Raw genomic sequence first — 19416 nt, forward strand, 5'->3', positions numbered from 1 at the left:
GCGAAACTCTGGCGATTCGCGCGAGTGAGCGCGGCGCTTAACTTGTCTAACGACTCTAAACAGGATCTAACCCGCTGGAAGTGTCTTTTGACGAGCTGAAATGGGGGAAGGGCGCAAGGCGCCACCGCATGTAGATTAAACCTGCGGCAGCCCACGGACTGAACGCGTTCATACGGTCAGCGATAGACGCGCGTGCCGAGCCGGAACTGGGGCACTATCAGAATTATCCATTCTTTTTAGAACGATAGCCTGAATTTGCGCCGCGCCGAGCCGCAAACGTATTTCGGCCGGCTTTACGCGAAAAGCGAGCAAAACCGGCCGAAGTAGGAAATCTCATGTTTTTCAGTTGTTTGAAGGGGCCTTTGCGACAGTTTCCTATTTCACCGTGAAACTGTAGCTGCCATCGGCACTTTCGCCCGCGCTGGAGCCGGCATGCCAGGTCAGGCGATAGGTGCCGGCCGGCAGGGCGCGGGGGAGGGTAACCTTGAGAGTCTTGCCCTGGTCAGCAAGGGCGGTGGCAAAGCCGGTGACCTTCATCGGTTGGTGGTTTGCCATGCCGGGCATTGCGGTCATCACCAGAGCAAGCGAGGAGGGCGGCACGGCCACCGCCTCGGTAAAGGACAGCGTGATGACCGTTGGCGCGCTGACCACCGCATCAGCCGAGGGACTGGCGGCGGTCAATGCCGGTTGGGCAAGAGCAGGGGCGGCAGCGCAGAGCACGGCAAGCGCAAGGGGGAGGGCAGCATGGCGCATGAACATCGACGATCCTTTCGAAACGGGGCTGCCTTCTGATACGCAGCGTCGATCATCACCCCTTGGCCGATGTGCAAAAAATGTGGCGACGGGATGAGGGACAAGCCACGCCGGTGCGTATGAGGGGGCAGGCAGGGCAAGGACAGGAGAAGCGCGGGCGATGGGCAGTGTGGAGCAAGGGCTGGCCGGGCTGCGCCATGCAGCGGCCATGCGGGCAGACGGTGTGGCGGATTGGGCGGCGCTGGAACAGGCGGTGATCGGCGGGCTGCACCGTCATCAGGCACGCGCGCAGGCACGGCGGCAACTGGCCTGGACCGGGGCGCTGGCGCTGGTGGTTGGCCTGGCGGGCGGAGTGGCCCAGCAGCCCTGGCATGCCTTTGGCCCGCGTCATGAGCCTGCCAGGCTGGTGAGCCCGCTGGCCTTGCCCGCACAGGCGCCCTCGGTCGTGCTGATGGGGGCGGGGTGATGGGCGCCCGCCAGATGGTGTTTGTGGCCCTGCTGGCCTTTGCAGCTGCCCTGGCAGGGGTGGGGGTGGGGCGCATGCTGTTTAAGCCCGCACAGCCCGCGGAAAACGCCTTTCACACGCTGATCCACCGCGATCTGGCGCTCGATGCCGGGCAGGAACAGGCCATGGCGCGCCTGGAGGCCGATTATGCCGCCGCGCAGGCCCGTTATGGCGCGCAGATGGCGCAGGATAACCGCGATCTGGCCCAGGCGATCGTTGCCGAGCGCGGCTATGGCCCGCGCGTGGCCGCGGCGGTAGATCGCTCGCATGCGGCCATGGGCATGTTGCAGAAGGAAACCCTGCAGCACCTGTTTGCCATGCGCGCGCTGCTGCGCCCCGATCAGCAGGCGCGGTTCGACCAGGCGATGGTGGCGGCCCTGATGCAATCCCCTGCGCCCAGCGCTTCGCAGCGGCCCTGAGCGGCCGCGCGGCGGTGCGTGATGATCTTCTGGACCAGGCCGATGATGCCGCCCTGGTGCGCGCCGCGCTGGTGGGCGACGAGCAGGCCTATCGCCAGCTCATGGCGCGTCACCGCGCCGTGGTGCATCGCGTGGCCTGGGCGCAGACCGGACAGGCCGATGCCGCGCTCGACGTGACGCAGGATACGTTCATCGCCGCCTTTGCCGCGCTGCGCCGCTATGATCCGGCGCGGCCGCTGGCGGCGTGGCTGGCGCGCATTGCCCTGAACAAGGGGCGCGACTGGCGGCGGCGGCAGGCGGTGCGGCGGCTGTTTCTGGGCTGGCGCGGGCAGGGCGAGGCCGCCGTAGAGCACGTGCCGGACAGCGCACCAGGGCCGGAGCGCGAAGCGGCAGGGCGTGCCGATCTGGCACGCATGACGCGGGCGATCGATACCCTACCGCAACCGCTGCGCGAGGCGATCGTGCTGCATGGCGTGGAAGGGATGCCGCAGCGCGAGGTTGCCATGATGTTGGATGTTAGCGAAAAGACAATTGAAACAAGAGTTTACCGCGCAAGAAAGAAGCTTGCACAACAGCTTGGCGAAAAGGACTGATAGAGTGGATCGGCGCACGATTTTGGCGGGACTGGCTGGAGCCGGGCTGGGCGGTGTTTTGCCCGATCTGGCACGCGCGCGCACCGCCATGGCTGGCATGATGCCGGGCATGGCCGAGGGGGCGATGGGCGCGCCAGCAACCGCGCTGTCGGGTGATCTGATCGAACTGGTGATCGACCAAGCCACCGTGCGCGTCGGGGGGCGCAGCGGCCATGCGATCACTGTCAACGGCACCACGCCGGGCCCGATGATCCGCCTGCGCGAAGGGCAGCAGGTGTGCCTGCGCGTGCACAACCGCCTGGGCGAGGATACCTCGATCCACTGGCACGGACTGCTGGTGCCTTTCCAGTTCGATGGGGTGCCAGGCATCAGCTATCCCGGCATCGCCCCGGGGCAGAGCTTTGACCACGTGTTTACCGTGCGCCAGGCCGGAACCTATTGGTATCACGGGCATAGCGGGATGCAGGAAGCGATGGGCCTGTTCGGCCCGATCGTGATCGATCCGGCGGTGCCAGCCATTCCCGCGGCGCCCGAGCACGTGATCATGCTGCACGATTGGACCGACGTGCATCCGCATGTGCTGCTCAAGCGGTTGAAACAGCAGGGCGGGTTCTACAATCGGCAGCAGCAGACGCTGGCAGGCTTGCTGGCGGGCCGCGACCAGCCCCTGGGCGAAAGGCTGGAGTGGGGCCGCATGCGCATGGACCCGACCGACATCGCCGATGTGACCGGATCGACCTATACCTATTGCATCAATGGGCACGACAGCGCGGCGAACTGGACCGGTGCGTTCGTGCCGGGGGAGGCGGTGCGGCTGCGCGTGATCAATGCGGCGGCGATGACCAATTTCAACCTGCGGTTGCCGGGCGTGCCGATGCGCGTGGTGGCGGCCGATGGGCAGGATGTGGTGCCGGTGGACACCGATGAATTGCAGATTGGCATTGCCGAAACCTATGACGTGCTGGTGCAGCCAAAATCCGCGCAACCCGTTGCGATCATTGCTGAAGCGATCGATCGATCGGGGCAGTGCCGGGCGACGCTGGCGCCACTGGGCGCGCCTGCGGGCACGGCAGCGCCGATCCCGCCGCTGCGCGCGCGGCCGCTGCTGACCATGCGCGACATGGGCATGGGCGCCATGGACATGACGGGCATGGACATGGCCGCCGGCACGCTGGATCTTTCGGCACCGATGCCGGCGCCGGGGCAGGGCGGGCATGCCATGCACGGCGGCCATGGCGCGATGAAGATGCGGGACAAGTCCCTGGCGCCGCCGGGCATGCGCCTGGGCCCGGGCGTGGCGACGCTGTCTGCCGCGCCGGCCGATCGCCTGGCGGACCGGCCCACCGGGCTGGAAGACGTGGACCATCGCGTGCTGACTTATGCCGATCTCAAGGCCGCCGTGCCGCGCCCGCAGGCGCCGCCGACGCGCAACCTGGACGTGCACCTGACCGCCAACATGGAACGCTATATGTGGTCGTTCGACGGGGTGAAGCTGAGCGAGAACCCCGCGCCCCTGGCGTTCCGCGCTGGGGAGCGGGTGCGAGTGACGCTGATCAACGACACGATGATGCCCCATCCCATTCATATCCATGGCCATTTCTTCGACCTGGTGAACGGTGCGGGCGAGGCGGCGCCGCGCAAGCACACGGTCAACGTGCTGCCGGGCGGCAAGGCCAGTTTTGACCTGACCGCCGATGCCGTGGGGGACTGGGCGTTTCACTGCCACATGCTGCTGCATATGCATGCCGGCATGTTTCGCGTGGTGACCGTGCGCGAGCAGGCCGCATGAGCGGGTGCGGTCTGGCCATCGCGCTGGCGGTGTTGATGAGCGGCGCTGGGGTGGCGCGGGCGCAAGATGCTGCGGCTCCGCCGCCGCCACCGAGCGACCATGCTGCCGATGCCCTGTTCGATCCGCAGGCAATGGCACGCGCGCGGGCGGCCTTGGTGCACGAGAACGGCGGCATGGCGGTGAGCCAGGTGATGATCGACCAGCTGGAGGCGCGCGGCGGCGGCGATTATGCCTGGGAAGCCAAGGGCTGGTGGGGTGGGGACAGCGACCGCCTGGCGCTGGAATCGCGCGGGGAAGGGGCCTTTGCCGGGCGGGTGGACCGCGCCGAGGTGCAGGCAGGCTGGCTGCACGCGCTGGACCCGTGGTTCAACCTGCGCGCCGGGGTGCGGCAGGATCTGGACCGCGGCGTGCTGGGCACGGGCCAGCGGCGCACCCATGCCGCGCTGACGATCGAAGGGCTGGCGCCCTACTGGTTCGACGTGGAAGGATCGGTTTTCCTGTCGACGCGGGGCGAGGTGACCGGCCGGGCCGAGGCGAGCTATGACCAGCGCTTGACCCAGCGCCTGGTGGCGCAGCCGCGCGTGGAAATGGATTGGGCGGCGCAAGGCATGCCCGATCTGGGCGAGGGCGCGGGGATCAACCGCATCGAGAGTGGGCTGCGCCTGCGCTATGAAATCAAGCGCAATTTCGCGCCTTATGTGGGGCTGGGCTGGGAACGCAGCCTGGGTGGCAGCGCGCGCGCGGCGCGTTCGGTGGGAGAGCGTGCCTCGGTGCTGCGCGCGCTGGCCGGCGTGCGGCTGTGGTGGTGAGGGCGATCAGGCCGCGACAGCGGGTTGCGCCGCAACCAGGTGATCGGCCAGGCGCTGTGCCTGGAGGCGGATATCGGGCACGGCGACCATTTCCCAGTTGAGGCCCTTGGACAGCCCGCCCATGGCGTGAATGGGCAAGGCCGCGCGGCCGCGCGCATCGCGCAGGCGCCAGTGATCAAAGACATCGAGGCCGAGATGCAGCGGGCAGGGACGCGCCAGGCCGGCAGCGAGCAGGCTGCGAAGCAGGGGATCGCGGTTTTGCGCGGGATCGCCGCCGGGGCCGGTGCAGACCACGACGTGATCGACCGCGAGCGTGGCCACACTGTCGCTGCCGCGGGCGCGCCATTGCGCGAGCAGGCCATCATCGCCATCGGGCACGACCTGTTGCAGGCTGCCCGCCACGACCAGCAGGCGCCCGGCGGCCGTCAGCGCCTCGATCCGCTGGGCAATGGCCGGGGCCATGCGATGGCGGTGCACGTCCCACCACGGGCGGGCATGGCGCAGAAAGCGCGCTTGGGCCGCGCCATCGTGCGCCTGCCACAAGGCATGGGTGTGGGGGCGCAGTTCATCGATGGCATGGTGCCAGCCCACGGCGCGGGCGCGGGCGCGAATGTGGCGCAGCAAGGCGCTGCCGCGCGCGGCGGGCATCGGCTGCGGTGAAATCGCCGGGCCGCTGGCAGCATGGGCGCGCGGCACCAGGCCGCGCCGGGACAGCGCGACGATCGGCCCGCGATGGCCGCGCGCCTCAAGCGACTGGATCACGTCGATCGCGGTAAGCCCGGTGCCGAGCAGCAGCACGCGGGCATCAGGCGCGACCGCATCGAGCGCGCCGGGCGCCCAGGGATCGGGCAGGGCGAGGGGCGGGGCCAGGGCGGCCAGCGCGCGGTGGCGCTGGGGCGGCAGGTTGCCCTGGGCCAGGACGACGGCGCGGGCATGGAGCGGCGCGCCCTGATCGAGCGCGACCTGGAGCGTGCCATCACCTAGCGGGGTAACGCCTTGCGCGCTGGCAATCGCGATCGTGATGCGATCGGGCATGGCGGCGCGCGCGCTGGCCAGCAGGCTGGCGATATAGGCGCCATAGCTGGCGCGGGTGGCAAAGCGGTTGGCCGCGTCGGTTTCGCCATGGCCAAGCCAGCGCAGGAAATGGGTGGGATCGTCGGGAAACGCGCTCATGTTGCCGGCGCGCACGTTGAGCAGGTGCTGCGGCCCGCAGGCGCCATAGGCCAGGCCATGGGCCAGCGCCTGGGGGTCACGTTCCACGATGACCACGCGCACCCCGCGCCGGGCGAGGTGGATAGCCAGCAAGGTGCCGCTGAACCCGCCGCCGATGATCGCCACGGGCAGATCATCATGGCTGGCACGCCGCGCCAAGTCATGGAACGGAAACGGATTCGCCATAACTCAACCTTTCAAGTTGATATTAGGCTCGCAAGTTTTTCCTTAACGGTCAATAGCCATTCTATGAACGGTGGCAGTGGCGGGGCGTGGTGCCGGCCTTATGGGCCGAGGCTGACCATGCCGGCCAGGCCGCAGCGACCGGGGGTGGTGCGGTTATCGAACAGCACATCGAGCAGGCGTTCGCCGTTACCCGGCGGCAGGGGGATGGCCAGCGGGGCAGGGGCGGGATCGGCCTTGAGCGCGACGCGCACGCCGTCGAGCCAGATTTCGGCGCGGCCGACGACGCTGGCAAAGCGCAAGGTGCCGCCCTTGGCTGCCACGGCGCGGCGCGGGGTGAAAGCCAGGTGCAGCAGCACCCAGGGCGCGGCAGGGTCAGTGGGCTGGGTGGCGCCCGGCTTGGTCCAGGCCCAGGAGTTCATGTCACCATCGCCCAGGCGCTGACCAGGCACCGGGCGCTGCGCGCTGGCGGGTGCCTGGCGCCATTCGGTGAGTGGTTGTGCCGGGGGCACGGCCGGCAGCGCGGCGATAATGCCGGGATCGACGCGCAAGACACAGCGCGCCGGGGCGAGACCGGCTGCGGTGGCGACCAGGTGGAGCGGGCCGCTGCCATCGGCGCAGACGATCGCCTGGGCGAGCCCGTTGAACAGCGCCATGGCCCCGCTGCGGCCATCGGCAGCCGGGGTTTCGGGCAGGGCGAGGTTGGGGTCGCCATTGCCGAGGCCGAGGATCTGCCCGCCCTCGACGTGCAGGGCAAAGCCATGTTGCGCCACGGGCACGGACTGCCCGGCGGCGTCGACCGCCATGACCGTGACGGGCACGGCATCGCGGCGTTCGGCCCTGATCCGCAGGCGATCGGGCACCAGGCGCAGCGCCACCGGCGGGCCGGCGGTGACGCAGGTGGCGCTGGCGACCACGCGCCCGTCGCGCCAGCCCTGGGCGACGAGATGGCCAGGGGCATAGACCGGGGAGAAGCGCGCGACGCCATCATGCACCGGCGCGCGGGCCAGTTCGCGGCCATCAAGGTGCAGCGACACGAGATCAGCATTGCTGGCGACCAGGATCGGCACGGCGCGGCCCTCTTGCCTCGGAAAGGTCCAGTGCGGCCAGATCGCGATGACCGGAGTGGCGCTCCACAGCGCGCGGCGGATGTGAAACCCGCTCTTGGCAAAGCCGCACAGGTCCATCGCGCCGAAAAAGCTGGATGTGCTGGGCCAGCCAAACGGCGTTGCCTCGCCGCGATAGTCGAAGCCGGTCCACAGGAAGCCACCGGCCAGCCAGGGGCGCTGGGCGATGAAAGCCCAGGCGGCGCTGTTGGTCTGGCCCCAGGCGACGGCGGTCATGTCATCATCGGCGATCACGTGGCGCGCGGGATCGCCCGTCGCCGCGCCGCGCGTCATCAGGGCAGAGGTGTCTTCGCTGCTGAGCAAGGGACGGGTGGGATGCGCGGCGTGATAGGCATCGATGCTGCCGCGCCCATAGTTGAAGCCAACCACATCGAGCATGTCGGCAATGTTGGGCTCAGCCTCCATCGCGCCGTTGAGCGCGGCGGTGACCGGGCGGGTTGGATCGAGCGCGCGGACCAGGGCCTTCATACGCGTGACCATGGCCACGCCAATGCCGCTGGCCTGGATCGATTCCTCGTTGCACAAGGACCAGGCGATGACGCTGGCATGGTTGCGGCCCAGGCGCACCAGCGCGGCCAGGGCATCGAGCGTATCGGGCGCGGCCGATAGCGTGCGGTTTTCCGCCAGGATCATCACGCCAAGACGATCTGCCGCTTCGAGCAGTTCGGGCGCGGGAGCATGGTGCGCGGTGCGCAGCGCATTGCCGCCCATCGCGCGGATGCGGCGCAGGCGATAGTCCCACAGGCTGTCGGGTACGGCGACGCCGACGCCGGCGTGATCCTGATGCGCGCAGACGCCCTTGATCGGGCAGGGCTCGCCGTTGAGCAGCATGCCGTGATCCGCATCGAACCGCACGGTACGCAGGCCCAGCGCGCCGCTTTCCTGATCGGTGAGCGCGCCATCGGCCAGCACGCGCGTTTCCAGGCGATAGAGGGCGGGATCGGCCGGCGACCACAGCCGGGGGCGCGGCACGGTGAGGGTGAGGGCGGCCTGCGCCTGGCCTTGCGCGGGCAGAGTGAGCGCGGCCTGCGCGGTGGCGACAGGGGTGCCATCGGGCGCCATCAGGCGTGCAGCGACAGTAACGGCGGCGTCGGTCGCGCCGGAGTTGGCCAGATCGAGCGTGAGCGGAACGGCCCAATCGCCGGACGTTGCCGCATTATCGCCCTGGCCCAGCGGGTGGGGCCGAGCGACGAGGCCGTGGCGCACGATGTGCACGGGCGCGCGGCGTTCGATCCAGACGTGGCGATAGAGGCCGGCGCCTTCGTACCACCAGCCTTCGCTGTCTTGCGCGTCAACCTGCACGGCGATGGTGTTGGGTTCTTCACCAAAGCGGGCGAAGGGCAACAGGTCTATGACCAGCGGGGTGTAACCGCCGAAATGGCGCGCGGCGAGCGTGCCGTTGATCCACACCGTGGCGTTGGTGGCGATGCCATCGAACACCAGATCGAGCGAGCCCTCGCGCCAGGCGGGATCGAGCAGGACGCCGCGCCGATACCAGGCAATGCCGCGCGGGCGATAGGCCTGGTCGGGATTGGCCGCCGGATCGGGTGCCTGGCCCAGGGCGAAATCGTGCGGCAGGGTGACCATGGCCCAATCGCCATCGTCGCAATCCTCCGCCGCGCCGCCCGTGGCATTGCCCGCCTTGGCATGGGCATAGGCGGCTTCGTGATCGCGCAGCGGGGCAAAGGGAATGTCACCGGCGTGAAAGCGCCAGTCTGCCTCCAGCGATAACCGGCGGCGGGGGCTGTCAGGCTGTGGAGGCGCCCCCGCCGCCGGGGCGGCAAGCGCCTGGGCAACGATCGGGGATTGGGCCAGCGCGGCAGCCATTGCCGCCGTGCTGGCCAGGATCGTGCGCCGGCTTGCCGACAGCATCACTCAACAGTGCTGGCAGGTGGGATCGAGCAGATCGTGCAGCAGCGCGCCGGTTGGGTCCCATTCCCCGATCGCCGGGTGGATCAGCAGCGCCTTGCGCGCGGTGGGCCGTTCGCCGGTGAGCGCCGCATCGATCGCGGCGCGTTCATAGGCCTTGATGCCGTGAACCAGGCCGAGTGCCACATCGGGCAGCGGCGCGATGGGCAGCGGGGTGATGCTGTTGGCATCGATCCGGCTGCTGGTTTCGACGATATCGCCGGCCGGCAGGTTGGGCAGCGCGCCCTGGTTGCGCGTGTTGACCACGATGGTGGCGGGCTTGGCCCCGGTCAGCGCGCTCATCACGTCGATCGCGATGCGGTGATAGCCGCTGGCGACGCGGAACGGATCGATGTGGAACGTGGCCTCGGGATCGAAGGCAGAGCCGCCTTCGGCCTCGAGCTTCATGTACGAGCCAGAGCGGCGGTTGAGGTAGGCGGCATAGGCGGCAATCGCGCCCGGCCCATCGTCTGCGCCGAGGCGATCGCGCAGCGTTTCGATTAGCGTGACGTTGAGCGCTTCCACTTCGGTGCCACGGCTGGAGCCGTGGCGCTGCTGGTTGGCCAGAGCGCGGCGGCGCTCATAATAGAAGAACAGGTATTCGGTGGGGATCAGGCGCAGCGCGCGGATCATCGCCTTGTCGAACACCGGGGCGGAATAGAGCTTGTCGAGCACGGCATCGTCGGCCAGCACTCGGTCGAACACGTCCTCGCCATGCAGGCGGATGCCGCGCACCCAGCCCAAGTGGTTGAGGCCGACATAATCGCATTCCACATCAGCCAGCGTGGCGCCGAGCGCATGGGCGATGTTGTGGAACAGCTCGGTGGGCGTGTCGCAGATGCCCACGATCTTGGCATCGGTGTGGTTGGCGATCGCCTGGGTGATCAGGCCGGCCGGATTGGTGAAGTTGACGATCCACGCGTCGGGCGCGTGGCGCTGCACCAGGCGGGCCTGCTCGATCGCGATCGGCACGGTGCGCAGCGCCATGGCAGCGCCCGCCGGACCAGTGGTTTCCTGGCCGGGAAAGCCATGCTCGATCGCGGTGCGTTCATCAGCGGCGCGGCCGGCAATGCCGCCCACGCGGATCGAGTTCATCACGAACGAGGAGCCCTCGATCGCGTCTTCGATGCTGGTGGCCTCGCGCACGATCAGGGCGCCGCCTTCGGCGCGCACGATGGCGCGGCCCAGCGCGGCCATGATCGCCAGGCGATCGGCATCGGGATCCCACAGCACCAGTTCGCGCGCGCCCAGCGCCTGGGCTGCATCGTTGACGCCGAACGTGACCAGCGGCGTGCGGACACCGCCGCCGCCGATCAGGGTCAGCTTGCGATCAGTCGTGGAGGGCATAGTTGCGGTCATGAACAGTCCAAAGCTCCTGTGCATCGGGGATGCCGCCAAGCGCCCCCGGCTTGCGGGTGGAAAGGGCGCCGGTGATGCAGCCGCGTTCGAGACGGCGGCGCAAGGGCGCGGCATCGAGCAGCGCATCGATGAAACCGGCATCGAAGGCATCGCCCGCGCCCGTGGCATCGACCGCCTGCACCACCGGCGGGCGCACGTGGACGATTTCGCCATTGTCGAGCGCGGCGGCACCGCGCGCGCCCAACTTGAGCAGCGGGTTGCGGATGCCAATGCGCGCGGCGTGGTCGAAATAGGTGCCAACGTCGGTGCTGCCGAACAGCAGCTCGGCCTCCTTCTCGTTGGGCATCAGGTAATCGACCTGGGTGATCGTCGGGCGGTTGACCGGGCTGGCCAGCCATTCGGGCTGATAGCCCATGTCGAGCGAGGTAGTGATCCCGCGCGCGGCGAGCAGCGGCAGCACGACCTGCGCCACGGTGTGCGGCACCGGCATGGCGAAGTGGACGTGCGATGCGGCGCAAAGCGTGGCCAGCCCATCGTCCATGGCCAGCGCGCCGACGGCGGAATTGACGCCGATGTGGGTGAAGAACGAGCGATCCTGCGGCGTGGAGATCGAGATCGTCGTGCCGGTAAAGCCATCGCCGATGCGGATGCCGTCGAAGGCCACGCCATAGCCGGCGAGGCGCTGCTCGAACCAGGCGCGATCATCCGCGCCGATCAGGCCGACCACCCCCACCTTGCGGCCAAGCCGGGCAAGGCCACAGGCGGTGGCGATGGTGCCGCCACCCATTTCGCGGGTATAGGCATCGGTGGTCACTTCCTCACCCGGCAGGGGCCAGGCAGGAAAGCCGCTGAAGATGTGATCGACATAGATTTCGCCAACCACGGCGACATCGAAGCGGACGGTCATGGGCGAGAAGCCTTGTGCAAGGAATTGTCTGACGAAAACGGCCACTGGCGCGTGCGGCGCGCCATGGCGAGGAACAGCACGCTGCCCACCGCGATCATCGCCACCCCGGCGAGGATGTGCAGCGGGCGCGCGGTGGTGACGATATAGGCCCAGCCCGCCAGGGTGATGATCACCGGCAGCGGATAGAGCGGCATGCGGAACTGGCCGGGCGCGGCCTGCGGGTTCTGCCGGCGCAGCAGGACCACGGCGATGCATTGCGCGGTATATTGGAACATCGTCTGCACCACGATCATCACTGCGATCAGCGTATCGAGCGAGACCAGGCAGGCGAGGGCCGAGGCCAGGCCCATAAACAGCAGTGAAACCGCCGGCACATCGCCGCGCGCATTGGTGCGGGCGAACACCGCCAGGAAATCACCGGCGCGCGCCGCGGCAAAGGGCACGCGCGAGGCGCCGAGCAGGTTCATCAGTGCCGAGGCCCAGCTGGCGATGAGGATCAGCACGGTGACGATGCGGCCACCGGTGGGCCCATAGATCGCGGCCATGAAATCGGCCACCACGGCCTGCGAATGCATCGCCTGCTGCCAGGGCAGCACGCCCAGGATCGCCAGGTTCAACCCGATATAGAGCAGCGCCACCAGCGGGATCGACAGCAGCACGGCGCGCGGGATGTTGCGGCGCGGCTCCACCACTTCATCGCCGAGCATGCAGATCGTGTTGTAGCCGCCGTAATCATAGACGCCGATCAGCGTGGCCGCGCCCAGGCCCATCCAGAACCCGCCGTTGATGGCAAAGGCATGGGGCGGAAACGAAAAGGCGCGCGCGGCATCGAAATGGACCGCGCCCGAGGCGATGATCCACAGGCACGAGCCGATGACGATCACGCTGGTGGCGACAGAGAGCACGCCGATCGCGCGGATATCGCGCCACAACAGCCCGAGGTTGACGAGGCACACGGCGGCAGCGATCGCCGCCAGCGTCCAGGGCGACAGGCCCGGCTCAAGCCAGGTGAGATAATGGGCCATGCCCACCGTGCCCGAGGCGATCGACATCGGCCCGATCAGCAGCGTCTGCCACAGGTAGAGAAAGCCGAACAGGCGCCCCAGGCCCTGCGGGCCGAACGCCTCGCGCAGGTAATGGAACGACCCGCCTGAGCGGGGCAGGGCCGAGCCGAGTTCGGCCCAGACAAAGCCGTCGCACAGGCACAATACGGCGCCGAGTAGCCAGCCCAGCAGGGCCTGTGGCCCGCCCATGGCGGCCAGCGCCAGCGGAATGGTGATGAACGGGCCCACGCCGATCATGTTGAGCATGTTGGCCGATAGCGCGCCGGCAAACGTCATGCGCGCCCGCCCTGCGGGCGGCGTGCCGATAGCGGTGATGGGTGCCGTGCTCATCGCCATATTAATCAGGAAATGCCATGATTACGTCAATATGAAAATTTTATTCCATGATGAAATGTTGCATCGCCGATCCACTGGCATATACCGGCCAGGACAGTGGAGACAGCGATGACCGCCTCGCAAGACAATGCCCCCGATGCTGCGGCAGACGGCGATGGACTGCCCGGCAGCGCCGATGCGCTGCGTGACATGATCCTGGCGCGTTACGACGGCATGACCAAGGTGTTGCAGCAGGTCGGCCGCTATGTCCTCGATCATCCCGAAGACATGGCGCTGCTCACGCTCAACGAACTGGCCGAGCGTTCGGGCACGCAGCCATCGGCGATCGTGCGCTTTGCCAAGGCGCTGGGCTTTACCGGGGCAGGGCCGATGCAGCGCCTGCTGCGCGACAGCCTGATCGCGCAGAACAGCGCGCTGGGTTATAGCGAGCGGGTGCACCAGTTTGGCGCGGCGGTGGAGGATTCGGTCTCGGCCGGGGGCATCGGCGCGCTGATCGACGAGTTTGCCGAGGGCGACATCATGGCCCTGCAGAACACGCGGTCGATGGTGGGGCGCGAAGGGCTGGCCAATGCCGTGGCGCTGATCGCGGCGGCGCGCGTGGTGCACGTGGTCGGCATGCGTCGCGCCTTTCCGGTGGCGGCCTATCTGGCCTATGCCGTGCCGCAGGCGGGCAAGCCGACCATGCTGGTCGATGGCGTGGGCGGCCTGGCGGCGCAGCAATTGCGCGCGATCGGGCCGGACGACGTGCTGATCGCGATCAGCTATCATTCCTATGCCCCGGAAACGGTTTCCGCAGTGGAAGCGGCCTGCGCCGCCGGGGCCAAAGTCCTGGCGATTTCCGACAGCCTGCTGAGCCCGATAGCCAAGCGCGCGGCGCAGACACTGCTGGTGCGCGAATCCGAAGTGCGCGGCTTTCGCTCGCTATCCTCATCGCTGTGCCTGGCGCAGGCGCTGGTGGTGGGGCTGGCCTATGACCAGCAGCGCAGCGTGGCTGCAGGGGCACCCGGCAGCGGCGGCGATGCCTCGTGACAAAGCGATGGCCTGCTGTGGCGCGACCGTCGCAATTCTGAAATTTTTATATCAAAAACATTAGAAACAGAAAAATCATATTGACAGAAGACGGGCAATACCATTCCATACGCTCAACGCCCGAAACGTGGCGAGAGGGATATGGGGGTTTGTGAAATGATCGGATTGCTCTGTCGGTCGCGTCTGCTGCTTAGCGGATCGACCATGATGCTGGCCTTGGCGGCACAAACGCCGGCCACCGCCCAAACCCTTCCCGCCACGGCGCCGGCATCGGCAGCGCCACTGGCCGATGCGACGGCGGGCACTCCCACCGGCAGCGAGGCGGATCTGGCCGCCGGCATCGTGGTGGTGGGCAACCGCTATCAGGCGGCCACCCTGCAGATGCGTTCGGCCAACACGGTCAACGTGATTTCCGCCCAGGATCTTGAGCATACGGCCGTGCACAACGTGGCCGAAGCGCTGGGCATGGTGCCGGGCATCAACGTGATGAACACCGGTTCGGCCTTTGCCGGCGGCGTCGACGGCGCCTCGCGCGGGGAGGGCATGTTCGTTTCGGTGCGTGGCCTCAATTCCGAATACAACATCAACCTGATCAACGGCGTGTCGGTGGCGCAGGGCAATCCCTATAGCCGCGGCGTACAGCTCAGCCTGCTGCCCCCGTCAGGCCTGCAGACGATCATCGTCAACAAGACCTCGCAGCCCGACATGCTGGGCGATGCGATCGGCGGCACGATCGATTTCCGCACGCCTTCGGCGTTCGACTATGCGGCGGATTCGCGCGGGTCGGTAACGATCGGCGGCCGCGTGGAAAGCCGCGCGCGCGCCTATGGCCAGAACGGCCTGGGCTGGAACGCGGGGGCGGACTATTCGCGCAAGTTCGGCGCGGATCACCAGTTCGGCGTCTATGTCAGCGGCTTTTACGATATCCGCCACTTTGCCAACAGCCTGGTTGGCGGCGTGCAGGAATCGGGCTGCTGCGACAACGGCTATGACTTTGCCGTGCAGGATGCCGCCGGCAACAGCGCGCCCGGCCTCGATCCGGCCGCCAACCTGATCCAGACGGCGGCCAACTTTGGCCTGTCGAGCGGCTATACCGAACGCTTTGGCGGCAACGGCACGTTCGACTGGCGCCCGGATGAAGATACCTCGATCTACCTGCGCGCCAGCTATGCCCGCGCCAAGACCGACCAGAACAGCCAGTTGACCCAGATCGTGGGGGTCAACAAGCAGGACGGGTCGAACGGCACGGCATTGGGCAACGGCACCTATGCCCCGGTGATCGGCGCGGTTCAGGCGCGGTTCTGGTATGAAACCAACCCGGCGATCGCCACGCTCGGCACTGTGCAGCTGGGCATGGACAAGCATGCCGGCAAGCTGACCGTGTCGCCCAGCCTGTTCTACAGCTGGGGCAGCAACGCGCGGCCCAACCACATCGAAGTGGCCGGGCGCTATGCCCCGGTGGCTTATGGCGGCTCCACTCTATTTGGCTATGACAATGGCTATCCTGTGCCGCTGCTGCCTGCCACCGTGCGCAACCAGCTCAACAATATCAGCGGCATGCCCGCCAATGGCGGCCCGCCGGAATATACCCCGCAGACCAGCTTCCAGCGCAAGGGCGGCGGCAAGATCGACCTCAAGCTCGATTTCGATGGCGGCCATCTCACGTTCCTGAAGGCCGGCTTCCGCGTGGAAACCAGCCACCGCGAAATCACCAACCGCGATTATACCGTGCCCGGCTATGGCAATGCCGCGACGCTGGGCGATCTGGGTGTGATCAAGCAGATCTATCCGGCGGTCTGGCCCAAGCGCTATACCTGGCAGGTGCCGGTGATCGACCAGGGCAAGGTCTTCTCGCTGTTCAACCAGCTGGGCGGCGCCACCGACGCGACGATCGATACCTGCGGTTCGAACCCGATCAACAGCTATAACTGCAACACGCAGAAGGCCAACGAGACGGTCTGGGCCGGCTATGTCATGGGCCAGCTGCAGTATGGCAACCTCGAGATCGTGCCCGGCGTGCGGTACGAGCACACCGACATCAAGAACGTGTTCTGGGTGACGCCGACCACCGATGGTAACACCGCGACCGGCGCCTTCGGTTCGAACAAGGCCAAGTTCGATGCGGTGCTGCCCAGCATCGCCTTTACCTATCGCGACAATGGCGGGGCGGTCTATCGCGCCTCGGCCTGGACCAGCTATGTCCGTCCGCCGTTCCTGCAACTGGGTGGCGGCGCTTCGACCAGCGTGTCGGGCGGGGTGACCACCATCACCCAGGGCAATCCCAACCTCAAGGCGATCCGTGCGATCAACCTCGATGCTTCGGGCGAATGGACCATCCCGGGCGGCGGCCACGTGATGCTGGCCGGGTTCTACAAGCACCTGGCGCACTATATCTATGACAACGGCAGCAGCGCCGGGATCGTGACCGGCAGCAATGCCGGCGTCACCACCGGCACGGTGACCTATCAGCCGCAGAACGGTGGATCGGGCCATGTCTATGGTATCGAGTTGCAGGCCCGGCAGAAGTTTTCGGCATTGCCCGGCCTGCTTTCCGGCCTGGGCGTGGCGGTGAACTTTACCCGGCAGTGGACGCGGGTTGACGTGCTGGGCGATGGCACGCGCATGGACCGCATCCAGAACGCGCCCGAAGTCATGGCCAATGGCCAAGTCTTCTTTGAAAAGGGCCCGGTCTCGCTTGACGTGAACTACAGCTATGCCGGCGATTATGTCTCGATCTACGACACGCTGGGCAAGAATGCGACATGGGACGACGTGTGGGTGCGCCCGGTGAGCCGCGTGGACGTGCATGCCGGCTATACTTTCAGCCGCATGTTCAAGCTGGACCTGTCGATCGCCAACCTGTTCAATACGCCCAGCTATTGGTCGCACATCGGGCAGCACAGCCTGGCGATTTCCGATATCGTCAATTCGGGAACCACCTCGCTGGTGACGGCGACGATGAAGTTCTGATCATTCCTTCCCGCCTGCGGGCGGTATTTCGGGGAAGGGGCCGGGCAGAAGGGGGCTGCCCGGCCCCTTTTCTGCCCTGGCAGCAGGAGAAGATGATGAAGCCCACGCGTCGCGACATGCTCAAGGGATCGGCCGGCCTGGCCGGAACGCTGGCCAGCGGGATTGCGCAAAAGGCCGCTGCGCTCTCGCAGGCCGCGCCCGATGCGGCGCTGGCCCTGGTCGATCCGATGATCGGCACGGGCGGCCATGGCCATGTGACGCCGGCGGCCACGGTGCCGTTCGGCATGGTCCAACTGGGCCCGGATACCGACAACGCGCGGTGGGACGCGTGTTCGGGCTATCACCATGACGATACGACGCTGCTGGGCTTTTCCCACAACCACCTGAGCGGCACGGGCGTGGGTGACCTGATGGACGTGCTGGTGGTGCCGCGCACCGGGCCGGTGGTGCTGTCGCCCGGCACGCGGGCCAAGCCGCAGGGCAGCTATCGCCAGCGCTTTGACCATGCCGACGAGACGGTCGAGCCGGGCTATTATGCGGTGCACTTGCGCGAAAGCGGCATCGGCGTGGAATTGACTGCGACGGCGCGGGTGGGGCTGCACCGTTACCACTTTGCCGGGGCGGGGCACTTGCTGATCGACCTGGCCCACGGCGCGCGGGACGAGCCGGACGAGGCGAGCATTGCCGATGATCCATCGGGCCCGACCAAGGTGACCGAGGCGAGCCTGCAGCTGGCCGCGCCCGACCTTATCACTGGCAGCCGCCGCGTGCACCAGTGGGCCGATGGGCGGCAGATCCATTTCGCGCTGCGCCTGTCGCGCCCGGTGGCGCAGGTGCGCCTGTTCAGCAACGATGCGCCGCTGCCAGAGGGCGCCACGCAGGTGGCCGGGGCAAACCTGAAAGCCGCCGTGATGCTGCCCGATGCCGCGCAGGCGCCGGTCCTGGTCAAGGTCGGGCTTTCGGGCGTGGACGTGGCAGGCGCGCTGGCCGCGCTCGATGCCGAAGTGCCGGGCTGGGATTTTGCCGCCGTGCGCGGCGCGGCACGGGCGGCCTGGGCCGGGCGGCTGGGCGCGGTGCAGGTGTCGGGTGGCACGCCCGATCAGCGCAAGATCATGGCCACCGCGCTTTATCACGCGGCGGCCGCGCCCAACCTGTTTTGCGATGTCGATGGGCGCTATCGCGCGATGGACAGCGCGGTGCGTACGCTGCCGGCCGGCGAGGCGAACTATAGCACCTATTCGCTGTGGGACACCTATCGCGCGCTGCATCCGCTGCTCAGCCTGGTCGATGCGCCGCGCAACGCCGCCTTTGCCCGCAACTTGGCGCGGATGACGCTGGAAAGCCCGTTCGGGCCGCCGGTGTGGCCGTTGCAGGGGATCGAGACGCATTGCATGATCGCCTGGCATTCGGTGGCGGTGATGGCCGACGCGCTGAACAAGGGCGCCAGCGGGTTGGACCTGGCCACGCTGTGGCCGGCGCTGCGCCACCTGGCGTTCGAGCGGGAGGACAGCGGGTTGGAGCCCTATCGCCGGCTGGGCTATATCCCGGCCGATACCGTGCGCGAGGCGGCCAGCAAGACGCTGGAATATGCTTATGACGATTGGGCCATGGCCGCGATCGCCGCAGCGGCCGGCGCGCATGAGGATGCCACGGCGCTGCGCGCGCGGTCGCGCAACTGGCGCAACCTGTTTGACAAGGATACCGGCTTTGTCCGCCCGCGCCTGGCCAATGGCGCCTGGGCCACGCCGTTCGATCCGCGCGCGCTGGGCCACGATACCAACCACTGGCGCGATTTTACCGAATGCAACGCTTGGCAGGCGACGTTCATGGCCCAGCACGATCCGCAAGGCCTGATCGACCTGATGGGCGGGGACGCCGCGTTCGAGGCCAAGCTGGATGCGCTGTTTGCCGCCGACAGCACGCTGCCGGCCGATGCGCCGCCCGATGTCTCCGGCCTGGTCGGGCAATATGCCCATGGTAACGAGCCGAGCCACCACGTGGCCTATCTCTATGCCTGGTCAGGCTCTCCGTGGAAAACCCAGGCGCGGGTGCGCAGCCTGTTGACCAGCATGTATCGCGCCGCGCCCGATGGCCTGGCGGGCAACGAGGATTGCGGGCAGATGAGCGCGTGGTTCGTGCTGAGCGCGCTGGGGATCTATCCGGTCGATCCGGTCAGCGGGGTGTGGGTGTTTGGCTCACCGCTGTTCAACCGGGCGGAACTGGCTGTGCCCGGCGGGCGGCTGGTGATCGAGGCGCCGGGCAACAGCGCGGCGGCGGTCTATGTGCGGCAGGTGCGCTGGAATGGCCAAGTGTGGGACCGCAGCTGGATCAGCCATGCCGAACTGGCGCGCGGCGGGCACCTGGTGTTCGAAATGGATACCCGCCCCAATCCCGCATTCGGTCATGCGCCCGAAACACGCCCGCCGCGCAACGTGCTGGGCTGACGCCCCCGC

At 67.7% G+C, this 19416-nt stretch carries 14 protein-coding genes; 8 read left to right on the top strand and 6 right to left on the bottom strand.

From position 1 onward, the window contains the following. Positions 1-375 precede the first annotated feature (375 nt). Positions 376-753: a copper resistance protein CopC gene (locus tag FHW97_RS09180; protein WP_171798755.1), complete on the bottom strand. Its 378-nt coding sequence runs from the start codon at positions 751-753 to the stop codon at positions 376-378. 160 nt (positions 754-913) lie between these two features. On the opposite strand from FHW97_RS09180, the gene FHW97_RS09185 reads away from it, so the two are divergent. Genes FHW97_RS09185 through FHW97_RS09205 form a run of 5 tightly spaced genes read left to right on the top strand, consistent with a single transcriptional unit; the run spans position 914 to position 4868 of the window. Then, on the top strand, positions 914-1219 hold the full coding sequence (locus tag FHW97_RS09185; RefSeq protein ID WP_171798756.1) for a hypothetical protein: 306 nt from the start codon (positions 914-916) through the stop codon (positions 1217-1219). Beyond that, on the top strand, positions 1219-1677 hold the full coding sequence (locus FHW97_RS09190) for a periplasmic heavy metal sensor (protein ID WP_062784248.1): 459 nt from the start codon (positions 1219-1221) through the stop codon (positions 1675-1677). The genes FHW97_RS09185 and FHW97_RS09190 overlap by 1 nt, the downstream gene beginning before the upstream one ends. 14 nt (positions 1678-1691) lie before the next feature. Further along, on the top strand, positions 1692-2270 hold the full coding sequence (locus tag FHW97_RS09195; RefSeq protein ID WP_062784246.1) for an RNA polymerase sigma factor: 579 nt from the start codon (positions 1692-1694) through the stop codon (positions 2268-2270). 4 nt (positions 2271-2274) lie between these two features. Beyond that, a complete protein-coding gene (locus FHW97_RS09200; RefSeq protein WP_370525364.1) occupies positions 2275-4059 on the top strand; it encodes a copper resistance system multicopper oxidase in 1785 nt (594 codons plus the stop codon). Continuing rightward, complete coding sequence (locus FHW97_RS09205; RefSeq protein ID WP_171798758.1) at positions 4056-4868, top strand: copper resistance protein B; 813 nt, start codon at positions 4056-4058, stop codon at positions 4866-4868. The genes FHW97_RS09200 and FHW97_RS09205 overlap by 4 nt, the downstream gene beginning before the upstream one ends. 6 nt (positions 4869-4874) lie before the next feature. On the opposite strand, the gene FHW97_RS09210 is transcribed toward FHW97_RS09205, so the two are convergent. The 5 genes from FHW97_RS09210 to FHW97_RS09230 all read right to left on the bottom strand — a co-directional run bounded on the left by FHW97_RS09210 (position 4875) and on the right by FHW97_RS09230 (position 12958). Beyond that, a complete protein-coding gene (locus FHW97_RS09210; RefSeq protein ID WP_171798759.1) occupies positions 4875-6266 on the bottom strand; it encodes an FAD/NAD(P)-binding protein in 1392 nt (463 codons plus the stop codon). Positions 6267-6364: 98 nt separating this feature from the next. After that, the gene (locus FHW97_RS09215; protein WP_171798760.1) at positions 6365-9262 is read right to left on the bottom strand and encodes a glycoside hydrolase family 2 TIM barrel-domain containing protein; all 2898 of its coding nucleotides are present in this window, start codon (positions 9260-9262) and stop codon (positions 6365-6367) included. 3 nt (positions 9263-9265) lie between these two features. Beyond that, positions 9266-10657, bottom strand: coding sequence for a hypothetical protein (locus tag FHW97_RS09220; RefSeq protein ID WP_216647705.1), 1392 nt, complete (start codon positions 10655-10657; stop codon positions 9266-9268). Beyond that, entirely contained in the window at positions 10629-11564 is a 936-nt protein-coding gene (locus tag FHW97_RS09225) for a carbohydrate kinase family protein (protein WP_171798761.1), read from the bottom strand. Before FHW97_RS09225 ends, FHW97_RS09220 begins: the two co-directional genes overlap by 29 nt. Next, positions 11561-12958 (bottom strand): APC family permease, encoded by a 1398-nt coding sequence (locus tag FHW97_RS09230; protein ID WP_171798762.1) that lies wholly within the window; start codon positions 12956-12958, stop codon positions 11561-11563. Before FHW97_RS09230 ends, FHW97_RS09225 begins: the two co-directional genes overlap by 4 nt. 114 nt (positions 12959-13072) lie before the next feature. On the opposite strand from FHW97_RS09230, the gene FHW97_RS09235 reads away from it, so the two are divergent. The 3 genes from FHW97_RS09235 (at position 13073) to FHW97_RS09245 (ending at position 19407) form a co-directional block, all read left to right on the top strand. Continuing rightward, positions 13073-13993, top strand: a complete 921-nt coding sequence (locus FHW97_RS09235) for a MurR/RpiR family transcriptional regulator (protein WP_171798763.1) — start codon at positions 13073-13075, stop codon at positions 13991-13993. Positions 13994-14149: 156 nt separating this feature from the next. Next, positions 14150-16963 carry a TonB-dependent receptor gene (locus FHW97_RS09240; protein ID WP_171798764.1) on the top strand — a complete coding sequence of 938 codons (2814 nt, stop codon included), beginning with the start codon at positions 14150-14152 and terminating at the stop codon, positions 16961-16963. A 92-nt stretch (positions 16964-17055) separates the two neighbouring features. Next, positions 17056-19407 (top strand): GH92 family glycosyl hydrolase, encoded by a 2352-nt coding sequence (locus FHW97_RS09245; RefSeq protein ID WP_216647706.1) that lies wholly within the window; start codon positions 17056-17058, stop codon positions 19405-19407. Positions 19408-19416 lie beyond the last annotated feature (9 nt).

Source organism: Novosphingobium sp. SG754, assembly GCF_013149315.1.
GTDB classification, from domain to species: Bacteria; Pseudomonadota; Alphaproteobacteria; order Sphingomonadales; family Sphingomonadaceae; genus Novosphingobium; species Novosphingobium capsulatum.